Source organism: Pseudomonas sp. TE3911 (genome assembly GCF_054062775.1).
On record NZ_JBSSFP010000001.1, the window covers coordinates 4,656,901 to 4,670,413 of the forward strand.

The 13,513-nt window shown below is 55.0% G+C and carries 6 protein-coding genes, 2 tRNA genes and 3 rRNA genes; 1 reads left to right on the top strand and 10 read right to left on the bottom strand.

All coding sequences use genetic code 11. From position 1 onward, the window contains the following. Nucleotides 1-46: 46 nt before the first annotated feature. From ACVWXD_RS21225 to ACVWXD_RS21270, 10 genes are all read right to left on the bottom strand, one after another. Nucleotides 47-2,350 carry a PqiB family protein gene (locus ACVWXD_RS21225; protein ID WP_095183739.1) on the bottom strand — a complete coding sequence of 768 codons (2,304 nt, stop codon included), beginning with the start codon at nt 2,348-2,350 and terminating at the stop codon, nt 47-49. Next, nucleotides 2,343-2,966 carry a paraquat-inducible protein A gene (locus ACVWXD_RS21230; protein WP_032886029.1) on the bottom strand — a complete coding sequence of 208 codons (624 nt, stop codon included), beginning with the start codon at nt 2,964-2,966 and terminating at the stop codon, nt 2,343-2,345. Before ACVWXD_RS21230 ends, ACVWXD_RS21225 begins: the two co-directional genes overlap by 8 nt. Then, nucleotides 2,953-3,612 (bottom strand): paraquat-inducible protein A, encoded by a 660-nt coding sequence (locus tag ACVWXD_RS21235; protein WP_032886028.1) that lies wholly within the window; start codon nt 3,610-3,612, stop codon nt 2,953-2,955. The genes ACVWXD_RS21230 and ACVWXD_RS21235 overlap by 14 nt, the downstream gene beginning before the upstream one ends. Nucleotides 3,613-3,763: 151 nt before the next feature. Further along, nucleotides 3,764-3,879 (bottom strand): 5S ribosomal RNA (gene rrf, locus ACVWXD_RS21240). Between the two features lie 169 nt (nt 3,880-4,048). After that, nucleotides 4,049-6,940 (bottom strand): 23S ribosomal RNA (locus ACVWXD_RS21245). Nucleotides 6,941-7,187: 247 nt separating this feature from the next. Continuing rightward, a tRNA-Ala gene (locus tag ACVWXD_RS21250) sits at nt 7,188-7,263 on the bottom strand. A 30-nt stretch (nt 7,264-7,293) separates the two neighbouring features. Next, nucleotides 7,294-7,370, bottom strand: a tRNA-Ile gene (locus tag ACVWXD_RS21255). A gap of 83 nt (nt 7,371-7,453) precedes the next feature. Further along, nucleotides 7,454-8,990, bottom strand: a 16S ribosomal RNA gene (locus ACVWXD_RS21260). The 16S, 23S and 5S rRNA genes sit together here with 2 tRNA genes alongside, the layout of an rRNA operon. A 573-nt stretch (nt 8,991-9,563) precedes the next feature. After that, the gene (locus ACVWXD_RS21265; RefSeq protein ID WP_032887095.1) at nt 9,564-11,057 is read right to left on the bottom strand and encodes a CoA-acylating methylmalonate-semialdehyde dehydrogenase; all 1,494 of its coding nucleotides are present in this window, start codon (nt 11,055-11,057) and stop codon (nt 9,564-9,566) included. Between the two features lie 39 nt (nt 11,058-11,096). Then, entirely contained in the window at nt 11,097-12,446 is a 1,350-nt protein-coding gene (locus tag ACVWXD_RS21270) for an aspartate aminotransferase family protein (RefSeq protein WP_032887096.1), read from the bottom strand. Nucleotides 12,447-12,571: 125 nt separating this feature from the next. On the opposite strand from ACVWXD_RS21270, the gene ACVWXD_RS21275 reads away from it, so the two are divergent. Further along, complete coding sequence (locus ACVWXD_RS21275; protein ID WP_032887097.1) at nt 12,572-13,492, top strand: LysR family transcriptional regulator; 921 nt, start codon at nt 12,572-12,574, stop codon at nt 13,490-13,492. The last annotated feature ends 21 nt before the right edge of the window (nt 13,493-13,513 follow it).

Here is a 13,513-nt window from a genome sequence, read left to right on the forward strand (position 1 = left end):
TTTTTTAGGACAGGTTTTTGCAGTGCTTTTGAGGGCGCTATCGGACCTACTTGCCGAGCGGAATTTTAGGCGCCCAGGTCAGCCATTCATCCTCAACCTTGTCGAACAGCGGAAAGGTTTGCTGCGGCCGTGCAGCGTTGCCCATGCGCTCGCCGTCTGGCGTGGCGAAGGCGATACCGCCGGAAACCAGCGTCTCAAGGGATTCGGTGCGCACGGTGGCGCCTTTGAACAGGCCGAAGTCGAGACCGAAGCCACTGGTATTCCAGAAACGACTGCCACCGCGCACCAGCGATGCGTACTTGGGCTCGATCAGGATATGGATCAGCACACGGTCAGCGGTTTGGCCCAATTCGTAGCCAGTGACTTTGCCCACGGTAACTTCGCGGTAGGTAACGGGGACACCTTCCTTCAACGAGCCACGACGTGCGGCGCTGAGCGTGAGGCTCAAACCGTCTTCTCGTCGGACAGCTTCAGGCGGCTGGTCCAAGGCGACAAAGCTCTTTTGCGGACCGGAGCTTTTTACCGCTGGTTGCACTTCGATGTATTGGCCAGTGACCAGGGTTTCCAGGTTGGAGGTTTTCATCAGGCCCAGTTCCGGCTTGACCACCCAGAACTGGCTACCTGCACGCGCGATGCGGTCTGCCACCTGAGTGATGCGGGCGCTGAGGAGCACCGACTGCATATCGGCACTCAGGTCGACACTCTCGATCTTGCCGACATCAAGGCCTTTGAAACGTACGGCAGTGCCTGGGCGCAGGCCGTCGGCGCGGTCGACCTTGATGGTCACCAGCGTGCCATGCTGATTGGCGGCTTCACGGTCAGCGAACAAACGGAAACGCGGAATACGTTTTTTCAGCGGCACGTTTGGCTGGGGGGTTTCGAAGGCGATACCACCGGCCATCAGGCTGGCCAGAGATTCACTCTTGACCTGGATGCCGCCGGTGAGGCCGCCGGTCAGGGTGACGCCGCTGGCATTCCAAAAGCGCGTGGAGCCATTGACCAGGTTTTCGTATTCCTTCTCGATGTGAACGCCAATCACCAGTTGCTTGTTCTTGCGCGAGAACTGGTAGCTCTGCACCGAACCGACCTTGACCTGCTTGTAGAGGATCGGGCTGCCAACATCCAGGGAGCCGAGGTTATCGGTGAACAGCACCATGTGCAGGCCCGGTGAACGCAGGTCCAGTGGCGGCGCTTTGGCGCGGGCAACGTATTCGCGCTGCGGGGCGCTGCCCTTATCGCCAGGGCGGATGGCGATGTAGTTACCTTTTACCAACGCTTCCAGACCGGTGATGCCTGCCAGGGAGATGGACGGTTTCACAACCCAGAATTGGGTGTCCTGCACCAGGTAATCTTCGGCCAACGGATCGAGAGTCAACTCGGCATTGGCGCTGGAGAGGTCCGGGTCGATCTTCAGGGTTTTCAAACTACCCACCTGGATGCCTTTGTACATCACCGGCGTACGCCCAGCCTGCAGGCCTTCGAAGTCGGTGAGCTTGACCTTGACCCTGATGCCAGCAGCGGCGGCGTCGAAGTCTTCATACAGACGGAAAGGCAGGCTTGGGTCGGTCGGGGGGCTGTCTTTGCGGTTCTCCGGCGTGGCGAAGGCGATACCGCCCGCGACGATGCTGGAAAGAGACTCGCTGCGCACTTTCACACCGGAAAGGTTAGCGTCGATGCTGATGCCGCTGGCGTTCCAGAAACGCGTGTGTTTGCGCACCAGGTTGGCGTAAGTCGGCTCGATGTAGACCTTGATTTCAACGGTACTTTGATCTTCGGACAATAGGTAGCTTTTGACCTGGCCGACTTGGATTTGCTTGTAGAAGACTGGGCTGCCACGGTTCAGCGAGCCGAGACGATCAGCCTTGATGGTCAAGTGCAGACCGGGCTTGGCGTCGGATAACGGGGGCTCTTCAGAGAGCGCTTTGAATTTACGTGTGGGCTCACCATCGCCAGGGCTGGCGGCGATGTAGTTACCCGAGACCAGGGTTTCCAAGCCGGTGATGCCGGCGAGGCTGACGCTGGGTTTGACCAGCCAGAAGCGCGTGTTGGTCTTGAGGTATTGATCGACGTCCTTGTTCATCTCGATGGTGGCGATCACCCCGCGATTGTTGCCCTCGTCATCCAAAGCCAAGGCTTTGACCTTGCCCACGGGCATGCCCTTATAGACCACTTCAGTCTTGTTGACCTGAATGCCTTCGCCACTTTCGAAGCGCACTTGGATCTCGATGCCCTGTTGGGAATAGGCACGCCATCCCAGCCAGCCGCCGATGATCAGAGCAATCAGGGGCAACACCCAAATGGCCGACCAGTTGGAGGCTGGGCGGGTTTTAGCTTTAGGCAATTCACTCATGGTCGTCGTCCGACTCCGTGTTATCCCAAATCAGTCGGGGATCAAAAGTTACAGCGGCAAGCATCGTCAAGATCACCACACTGGCGAACGCCGCTGCGCCGAGGTTGGCCTCGACGCTGGCAAGCCGTCCAAAGTTTACGACCGCCACCAGGATGGCGATCACGAAGATATCCAACATGGACCAGCGCCCAATGAATTCGATAAAGCGGTACATCACAATGCGTTGTTGTGCAGAGAGCGGCTGGTGACGCTGCACCGAGAACAGTAGCAGGCCAATGCCAACCAGCTTGAATGTCGGCACCAGAATACTGGCGATAAATACCACGGCGGCGATGGGAAACATACCGTGCTGCACCAGTTGGATCACGCCAGCCATAATGGTGCTGGGGTCTCCCTGGCCCAATGAGTTGATGGTCATGATTGGCAGCAGGTTGGCGGGGATATATAGAATTGCGGCAGTGATCAGCAATGCCCAGGTGCGGGTAAGGCTGTTGGGACGGCGGGCATGGATCAGCGCACCGCAACGCGTGCAAATTTGCTCATCGGTATCTGCTTGCTGCTTGTTTAACTCGTGGCATTCGGTACAGATCAGAATGCCCGCATCAATCGCCCGCATGATCATCTTCCCCTGACAGTGCTTGCCAGATCTGATGCGGCGACATCACCACCTCAAGCAGAACCTGAACCATTAATAGACTGACGAAGCAGACCAAACCCAGGCCAATCGTGATGGAGGCCATGTCGGCAAGTTTTACGATAGCTACCAGTACGCCCATCAGGTAGACCTCCAACATTCCCCAATCTTTCATGTGGTGGTAGATGCGGTACAGCAGCAGGCCGTAACTACGCCCGATTTTCCAACGAATACTGAGCAGCACCGCCAATTGGCAAAGCAACTTGAGCAAGGGAATGCCCATGCTGCATAGAAACACTACAGCTGCGACGCCCTGCATGCCGGTGTCGAACAAGCCAACTACGCCACTCCAGACGGTGTCCTCTGAGGACTGCCCGAGTAGATTGAGCTTCATGATGGGAAGAAAGTTCGCGGGGATGTACAGCAACAGCGCCGCGAGAACCAGCGCGAGGCTACGTTCGACGACATTGTGGCGATGAGCGTACAGCTCGTAGCCGCAGCGCGGACATTGCGCTTTTTCGCCGAGGGCGAGCACGGGTTTGCGCATCAGCAAGTCACACTCATGGCATGCCACTAGATCGTCCAGTGGTAAATCCGACACCTCAAGGGCATCAACCGGATCGGGCATAGTAGGGCTCTGGCTCTAAAAAAGGTTAGGTGCCTATTCTAGTGGTCTGGTTCAGAAATAACTGTGCAAATTTGTCGTGGACCTCTTCGCACTTTCCGCCCGCCCAAAACAAAACCCCATCTGCTTTCGCAAATGGGGTTTCGGAATTTAATCTTGACGATGACCTACTCTCACATGGGGAAACCCCACACTACCATCGGCGATGCATCGTTTCACTACTGAGTTCGGGATGGGATCAGGTGGTTCCAATGCTCTATGGTCGTCAAGAAATTCGGGTACTGAGTCGTGACCAGTTGGCCTCGCTTCAGCAAATTGGGTATGTGATAGCTTTCGGTGTTTGCAAGAGTCGAACTTTCGGTTCATTTCGTCTTCACACACCGCAATCTGGTGCTCTTTCGCTTTTAAGCTCGAAGCAAGCAAATTGCTTGGGTGTTATATGGTCAAGCCTCACGGGCAATTAGTATTGGTTAGCTCAACGCCTCACAGCGCTTACACACCCAACCTATCAACGTCGTAGTCTTCGACGGCCCTTCAGGGAACTCAAGGTTCCAGTGAGATCTCATCTTGAGGCTAGTTTCCCGCTTAGATGCTTTCAGCGGTTATCTATTCCGAACATAGCTACCCGGCAATGCCACTGGCGTGACAACCGGAACACCAGAGGTTCGTCCACTCCGGTCCTCTCGTACTAGGAGCAGCCCCTCTCAAATCTCAAACGTCCACGGCAGATAGGGACCGAACTGTCTCACGACGTTCTAAACCCAGCTCGCGTACCACTTTAAATGGCGAACAGCCATACCCTTGGGACCGGCTTCAGCCCCAGGATGTGATGAGCCGACATCGAGGTGCCAAACACCGCCGTCGATATGAACTCTTGGGCGGTATCAGCCTGTTATCCCCGGAGTACCTTTTATCCGTTGAGCGATGGCCCTTCCATACAGAACCACCGGATCACTAAGACCTACTTTCGTACCTGCTCGACGTGTCTGTCTCGCAGTCAAGCGCGCTTTTGCCTTTATACTCTACGACCGATTTCCGACCGGTCTGAGCGCACCTTCGTACTCCTCCGTTACTCTTTAGGAGGAGACCGCCCCAGTCAAACTACCCACCATACACTGTCCTCGATCCGGATAACGGACCTGAGTTAGAACCTCAAAGTTGCCAGGGTGGTATTTCAAGGTTGGCTCCACGCAGACTGGCGTCCACGCTTCAAAGCCTCCCACCTATCCTACACAAGCAAATTCAAAGTCCAGTGCAAAGCTATAGTAAAGGTTCACGGGGTCTTTCCGTCTAGCCGCGGATACACTGCATCTTCACAGCGATTTCAATTTCACTGAGTCTCGGGTGGAGACAGCGCCGCCATCGTTACGCCATTCGTGCAGGTCGGAACTTACCCGACAAGGAATTTCGCTACCTTAGGACCGTTATAGTTACGGCCGCCGTTTACCGGGGCTTCGATCAAGAGCTTCGCGTTAGCTAACCCCATCAATTAACCTTCCGGCACCGGGCAGGCGTCACACCCTATACGTCCACTTTCGTGTTTGCAGAGTGCTGTGTTTTTAATAAACAGTCGCAGCGGCCTGGTATCTTCGACCGGCATGAGCTTACGGAGCAAGTCCTTCACCCTCACCGGCGCACCTTCTCCCGAAGTTACGGTGCCATTTTGCCTAGTTCCTTCACCCGAGTTCTCTCAAGCGCCTTGGTATTCTCTACCCAACCACCTGTGTCGGTTTGGGGTACGGTTCCTGGTTACCTGAAGCTTAGAAGCTTTTCTTGGAAGCATGGCATCAACCACTTCGTTAACTAAAAGTTAACTCGTCATCAGCTCTCGGCCTTAAGATCCCGGATTTACCTAAGATCTCAGCCTACCACCTTAAACTTGGACAACCAACGCCAAGCTGGCCTAGCCTTCTCCGTCCCTCCATCGCAATAACCAGAAGTACAGGAATATTAACCTGTTTTCCATCGACTACGCTTTTCAGCCTCGCCTTAGGGACCGACTAACCCTGCGTCGATTAACGTTGCGCAGGAAACCTTGGTCTTTCGGCGTGGGTGTTTTTCACACCCATTGTCGTTACTCATGTCAGCATTCGCACTTCTGATACCTCCAGCAAGCTTCTCAACTCACCTTCACAGGCTTACAGAACGCTCCTCTACCGCATCACTTACGTGATACCCGTAGCTTCGGTGTATGGTTTGAGCCCCGTTACATCTTCCGCGCAGGCCGACTCGACTAGTGAGCTATTACGCTTTCTTTAAAGGGTGGCTGCTTCTAAGCCAACCTCCTAGCTGTCTAAGCCTTCCCACATCGTTTCCCACTTAACCATAACTTTGGGACCTTAGCTGACGGTCTGGGTTGTTTCCCTTTTCACGACGGACGTTAGCACCCGCCGTGTGTCTCCCATGCTCGGCACTTGTAGGTATTCGGAGTTTGCATCGGTTTGGTAAGTCGGGATGACCCCCTAGCCGAAACAGTGCTCTACCCCCTACAGTGATACATGAGGCGCTACCTAAATAGCTTTCGAGGAGAACCAGCTATCTCCGAGCTTGATTAGCCTTTCACTCCGATCCACAGGTCATCCGCTAACTTTTCAACGGTAGTCGGTTCGGTCCTCCAGTTAGTGTTACCCAACCTTCAACCTGCCCATGGATAGATCGCCCGGTTTCGGGTCTATTCCCAGCGACTAGACGCCCTATTAAGACTCGCTTTCGCTACGCCTCCCCTATTCGGTTAAGCTCGCCACTGAAAATAAGTCGCTGACCCATTATACAAAAGGTACGCAGTCACCCAACAAAGTGGGCTCCCACTGCTTGTACGCATACGGTTTCAGGATCTATTTCACTCCCCTCTCCGGGGTTCTTTTCGCCTTTCCCTCACGGTACTAGTTCACTATCGGTCAGTCAGTAGTATTTAGCCTTGGAGGATGGTCCCCCCATATTCAGACAAAGTTTCTCGTGCTCCGTCCTACTCGATTTCATGACTAAGAGATTTTCGCGTACAGGGCTATCACCCACTATGGCCGCACTTTCCAGAGCGTTCCGCTAATCTCAAAGCCACTTAAGGGCTAGTCCCCGTTCGCTCGCCACTACTAAGGGAATCTCGGTTGATTTCTTTTCCTCAGGGTACTTAGATGTTTCAGTTCCCCTGGTTCGCCTCTTACGCCTATGTATTCAGCGTAAGATAACCATCTTATGATGGCTGGGTTCCCCCATTCAGACATCTCCGGATCAAAGTCTGTTTGCCGACTCCCCGAAGCTTTTCGCAGGCTACCACGTCTTTCATCGCCTCTGACTGCCAAGGCATCCACCGTATGCGCTTCTTCACTTGACCATATAACCCCAAGCAATCTGGTTATACTGTGAAGACAACATTCGCCGAAAATTCGATTTGGCTCTTTCGAGCCACTCACAAATTTTACCTTAGCCTGATCCGTTACCAGTGAAAGTAACGTTCAGTCTATCTTTCTATCACATACCCAAATTTTTAAAGAACGATCTAATCAAAGACTAGAAATCAACATTCACCATCATCACAATGGAATGCTCATTTCTAAGCTTTCAACAAACAGAAGCAGTAGTGGTGGAGCCAAACGGGATCGAACCGTTGACCTCCTGCGTGCAAGGCAGGCGCTCTCCCAGCTGAGCTATGGCCCCGTATTTCTACAGGCGTTTCCCACACAAAATTGGTGGGTCTGGGCAGATTCGAACTGCCGACCTCACCCTTATCAGGGGTGCGCTCTAACCAACTGAGCTACAGACCCAATTTCGGGCTGCTTCTTTATCGTCTTCTTCAATGAATCAAGCAATTCGTGTGGGAACTTATGGAGCAGCTGATGTCGTCGATTAAGGAGGTGATCCAGCCGCAGGTTCCCCTACGGCTACCTTGTTACGACTTCACCCCAGTCATGAATCACACCGTGGTAACCGTCCTCCCGAAGGTTAGACTAGCTACTTCTGGTGCAACCCACTCCCATGGTGTGACGGGCGGTGTGTACAAGGCCCGGGAACGTATTCACCGCGACATTCTGATTCGCGATTACTAGCGATTCCGACTTCACGCAGTCGAGTTGCAGACTGCGATCCGGACTACGATCGGTTTTATGGGATTAGCTCCACCTCGCGGCTTGGCAACCCTCTGTACCGACCATTGTAGCACGTGTGTAGCCCAGGCCGTAAGGGCCATGATGACTTGACGTCATCCCCACCTTCCTCCGGTTTGTCACCGGCAGTCTCCTTAGAGTGCCCACCATTACGTGCTGGTAACTAAGGACAAGGGTTGCGCTCGTTACGGGACTTAACCCAACATCTCACGACACGAGCTGACGACAGCCATGCAGCACCTGTCTCAATGTTCCCGAAGGCACCAATCTATCTCTAGAAAGTTCATTGGATGTCAAGGCCTGGTAAGGTTCTTCGCGTTGCTTCGAATTAAACCACATGCTCCACCGCTTGTGCGGGCCCCCGTCAATTCATTTGAGTTTTAACCTTGCGGCCGTACTCCCCAGGCGGTCAACTTAATGCGTTAGCTGCGCCACTAAGAGCTCAAGGCTCCCAACGGCTAGTTGACATCGTTTACGGCGTGGACTACCAGGGTATCTAATCCTGTTTGCTCCCCACGCTTTCGCACCTCAGTGTCAGTATCAGTCCAGGTGGTCGCCTTCGCCACTGGTGTTCCTTCCTATATCTACGCATTTCACCGCTACACAGGAAATTCCACCACCCTCTACCATACTCTAGTCAGTCAGTTTTGAATGCAGTTCCCAGGTTGAGCCCGGGGATTTCACATCCAACTTAACAAACCACCTACGCGCGCTTTACGCCCAGTAATTCCGATTAACGCTTGCACCCTCTGTATTACCGCGGCTGCTGGCACAGAGTTAGCCGGTGCTTATTCTGTCGGTAACGTCAAAACAATCACGTATTAGGTAACTGCCCTTCCTCCCAACTTAAAGTGCTTTACAATCCGAAGACCTTCTTCACACACGCGGCATGGCTGGATCAGGCTTTCGCCCATTGTCCAATATTCCCCACTGCTGCCTCCCGTAGGAGTCTGGACCGTGTCTCAGTTCCAGTGTGACTGATCATCCTCTCAGACCAGCTACGGATCGTCGCCTTGGTGAGCCATTACCTCACCAACTAGCTAATCCGACCTAGGCTCATCTGATAGCGCAAGGCCCGAAGGTCCCCTGCTTTCTCCCGTAGGACGTATGCGGTATTAGCGTCCGTTTCCGAACGTTATCCCCCACTACCAGGCAGATTCCTAGGCATTACTCACCCGTCCGCCGCTCTCAAGAGAAGCAAGCTTCTCTCTACCGCTCGACTTGCATGTGTTAGGCCTGCCGCCAGCGTTCAATCTGAGCCATGATCAAACTCTTCAGTTCAAACATCTTTGGGTTTTTAAGAAACCCTAAACTTGGCTCAGCAATCGTTGGTTACATCTTTGATTTCTCGCGGAGTAACTTGTGATGCTGATAATCTTGTTGACTATCAGTCTGACTCCACAAGCACCCACACGAATTGCTTGATTCAGTTGTTAAAGAGCGGTTGGTTAAGATCTTTCGTCTCAACCGAGGCGCGCATTCTACAGCAGCCTCATTTGCTGTCAAGTGATTATTTTCAGAAGCTTTCGAAGATTTCTTCAACAACTTCAACCACTTGCGCTTCTGATCTCTCATCAGCGGGAGGCGAATTCTACAGCGTTACACGCTGCTGTCAACACCTCTTTTTTAACTTCCTTTCGGCTTCGATGAACTGAAGCAACTTACCGCCGAAAACTGCGCAACTCATTGTTTACCAAGGAGTTTTCCGTTTCGACTGCGCGGGAAGTGGGGCGAATTATAGGCTCCTAGAATCTGTGGTCAACCTTCTTTTTCATATTTTTGCCATATAACTCAAAAAAAGCCCTAGAAACGAAAAAGCCGGCCCAAAAGGGCCGGCTTTCTGCTCATAGAGCCTTACAGACTAGGGAAAGCAAACTGCGACGCCTCATGACTGGCCCGCTGAGGCCAGCGCTGGGTAATCGCCTTGCGCCGGGTGTAAAAACGCACGCCATCCGGACCGTACGCATGTAAGTCACCAAACAGCGATCGTTTCCAGCCACCAAAGCTGTGATAAGCCACCGGAACTGGCAGTGGAACGTTCACCCCAACCATACCCACTTCAATCTCATCGCAGAACAGACGGGCCGCCTCACCATCACGGGTGAAGATGCACGTACCGTTCCCATACTCATGGTCGTTGATCAATTGCATCGCCGCCTCCAGGCTGCTCACCCGGACCACGCACAACACCGGACCGAAGATCTCCTCCTTATAGATGCGCATCTCAGGCGTCACACGGTCAAACAGGCTGCCACCGAGGAAGAAGCCATCTTCATTCCCGGTAATACTTAGCCCACGGCCATCGACCACCAACTCTGCACCCGAAGCAACACCGTCTTCTATGTAGCCGCTGACCTTATCCCGCGCCTGACCGGTTACCAGCGGCCCCATATCCAGCCCACACGTCGTGCCCGCACCTATCTTCAGCGCCTTAATCTGCGGCACCAGCTTGGCGATCAACGCATCAGCTACTTGGTCACCTACGCAGACGGCCACAGAGATGGCCATGCAGCGCTCCCCGCAGGAACCATACGCCGCGCCCATCAGCGCACTGACCGCATTATCCAAGTCCGCATCTGGCATCAGTACGGCGTGGTTCTTCGCCCCGCCCAGCGCCTGCACGCGCTTGCCGCGCTTGGTCGCTTCGGAATAGATGTACTCAGCAATCGGCGTCGACCCCACAAAACTCAGCGCTTTGACTTCCGGCGCCTCAATCAATGCGTCAACCGCGCCCTTATCACCGTGCACCACACTCAGTACGCCTTTAGGCAGACCGGCTTCCTGCAACAGTTGCGCAATCAGGAGCGTCGAACTCGGATCACGCTCCGAAGGCTTCAGGATGAAGCAGTTACCGCACACGATTGCCAGCGGATACATCCACAGCGGCACCATCGCCGGGAAGTTGAACGGCGTAATACCCGCTACCACGCCCAACGGCTGGAAGTCCGACCAAGCATCAATGTTCGGCCCAACGTTGCGGCTGTACTCGCCCTTCAGAATCTCCGGCGCCGAGCATGCGTACTCAACGTTCTCGATGCCACGCTTCAACTCACCCGCCGCGTCTTCCAGGGTCTTGCCATGCTCCTCGCTGATCAACTGCGAGATTCGCGCTTCGTTCTGTTCCAGCAACTGCTTGAAACGAAACATCACCTGGGCACGCTTGGCCGGCGGGGTATTACGCCACGCCGGGAATGCGGCCTTGGCCGAGTCGATCGCCTGTTGAATGGTTTCACGGCTGGCCAGCGGAACTTGGTGAATCACCTGGCCGGTGGACGGGTTATATACGTCGGCACTGCGACCACTGTCGTTGACCAACTCACCGTTGATCAAATGCTGGATAAGGCTCATGCAGGGCTCCTGAAAAGTTGTTCTATATAGAAAGAGAAATCAGTCGATCTTGTTCAGCACTTCGCCGACCGCATCAAACAGACGATCCAGATCCTGCGGCTTGCTGTTGAAGGTTGGCCCGAACTGCAGGGTGTCGCCGCCAAAGCGCACGTAGAAACCCGCCTTCCACAAAGCCATGCCTGCCTCGAATGGACGCACGATGGCATCACCGTCACGCGGGGCAATCTGGATCGCGCCGGCCAAGCCGTAGTTGCGAATGTCGATCACGTTCTTGCTGCCCTTCAAACCGTGCAGCGCATTCTCAAAGTGCGGAGCGACTTCGGCTACGCTCTGCACCAGGTTTTCCTTCTGCAACAGGTCGAGTGCCGCCAGGCCAGCCGCGCAAGCAACGGGGTGCGCCGAGTAGGTGTAGCCGTGTGGAAATTCCACCGCGTACTCAGGCGTCGCCTGGTTCATAAAGGTCTGATAGATCTCGCTGCTGGCAATCACCGCGCCCATGGGGATCGCGCCATTGGTGACTTGTTTGGCGATGCACATCAGATCCGGAGTCACGCCGAAGCTGTCGGCGCCGAACATCGAGCCGGTACGGCCAAAACCGGTAATCACTTCGTCAAACACCAGCAGGATGTTGTGCTGGTCACAAATCTCTCGCAGGCGCTTGAGATAACCCTGCGGCGGCACCAACACGCCAGCGGAACCAGCCATCGGTTCGACAAACACTGCCGCGATGTTGGAAGCGTCATGCAGCTCGATCAGCTTGAGCAACTCATCGGCCAATGCGATGCCGCCCAGCTCAGGCATGCCGCGGGAGAAGGCATTGCTTGCCAGCAAGGTGTGCGGCAAATGGTCAACGTCCATCATCGCCTGGCCAAACATCTTACGGTTGCCGTTCACGCCGCCCAGGCTGGTGCCCGCGATGTTCACACCGTGATAGCCACGGGCGCGGCCGATCATCTTGGTCTTGGTGGCTTGGCCCTTCAGGCGCCAGTAGGCACGCACCATCTTCACCGCAGTATCGGCACACTCGGAGCCGGAGTCAGTGAAGAACACATGATTAAGGTTGCCTGGGGTCAGGTCGGTAATCTTTTCCGCCAGCTGGAAGGACAACGGATGACCGTACTGGAAGCCCGGGGAGTAATCCAACGTACCCAATTGCTTGGCCACCGCTTCCTGGATTTCCTTGCGTGTGTGCCCGGCGCCGCACGTCCACAGGCCAGACAACGAGTCGTACACCTTGCGGCCTTTGTCATCGGTCAACCAGCTACCTTCGGCGGCCACGATCAGGCGCGGGTCACGCTGGAAGTTGCGGTTGGCCGTGTAGGGCATCCAGTGCGCGTCCAACTTCAGTTGGCTGGCCAGGGACGATGGGGCGTTTTCAGGCATGTTCATCAGCAAAACCTCGCAGGGCAAAAGGCCGCGTCGGGATTGAAACGCGTTGTTGCAGCTAAATTGCCACGGCGATAAAGTCGGTGAAATTCAACTCTTCTAACCTTCAGTCAGGCCTTCACTAAACTATGAGCAGCCGTCGACCCGATCCCCTCGCCCAAGTGAGCGACTTTGATATTCGCCTGCTGCGCATCTTCCGGAGTGTGGTGGAATGCGGCGGCTTCTCGGCAGCGGAAACCGTGCTCGGCATCGGGCGCTCGGCCATCAGTCAGCAAATGAGCGACCTTGAACAGCGTCTCGGATTGCGCCTCTGCCAACGTGGCCGCGCGGGGTTCTCACTGACCGAAGAAGGCCGTGAGGTCTATCAGTCAGCCCTGCAACTATTAAGTGCACTGGAAAGTTTTCGCACCGAGGTCAACGGTCTGCACCAGCATTTGCGCGGCGAGTTGATCATTGGCCTCACCGACAACCTCGTCACCCTGCCCCACATGCGCATCACTCACGCCTTGGCCCAATTAAAGGAGCGCGGCCCAGACGTGCAGATCCAAATCCGCATGATCGCCCCCAATGAAGTCGAACAAGGCGTACTCGATGGTCGTTTGCATGTGGGCGTAGTGCCCCAGGCCAGCGCCCTTTCGGGATTGGAGTACCAACCGCTGTACAGCGAACGCTCGCTGCTCTATTGCGCAGTCGGCCATCCGTTGTTTTACGCCGAAGACAAGCAGTTGGGCGACGAGCGCATCGACAGCCAGGACGCCATCGCTCCAACATTCCGTTTGCCTGCCGAAATCCAGGCCCATTACCAAGCGCTCAACTGCACCGCCAGCGCCTCGGACCGCGAAGGCATGGCGTTCCTGATCCTGACCGGCCGCTACATCGGCTACCTGCCCGACCACTACGCCAGCCTCTGGGTACAACAAGGCCGACTGCGTGCGCTGAAATCGGCTACGCGTTTTTACGATTTAAGCCTCGCATCGGTCACACGCAAGGGCCGTCGCCCTCATTTGGTGCTTGAAAGCTTCCTCGACAGCCTGGCCACAACGCGCTAGCTCAGGCTTTACGCTAAAAGC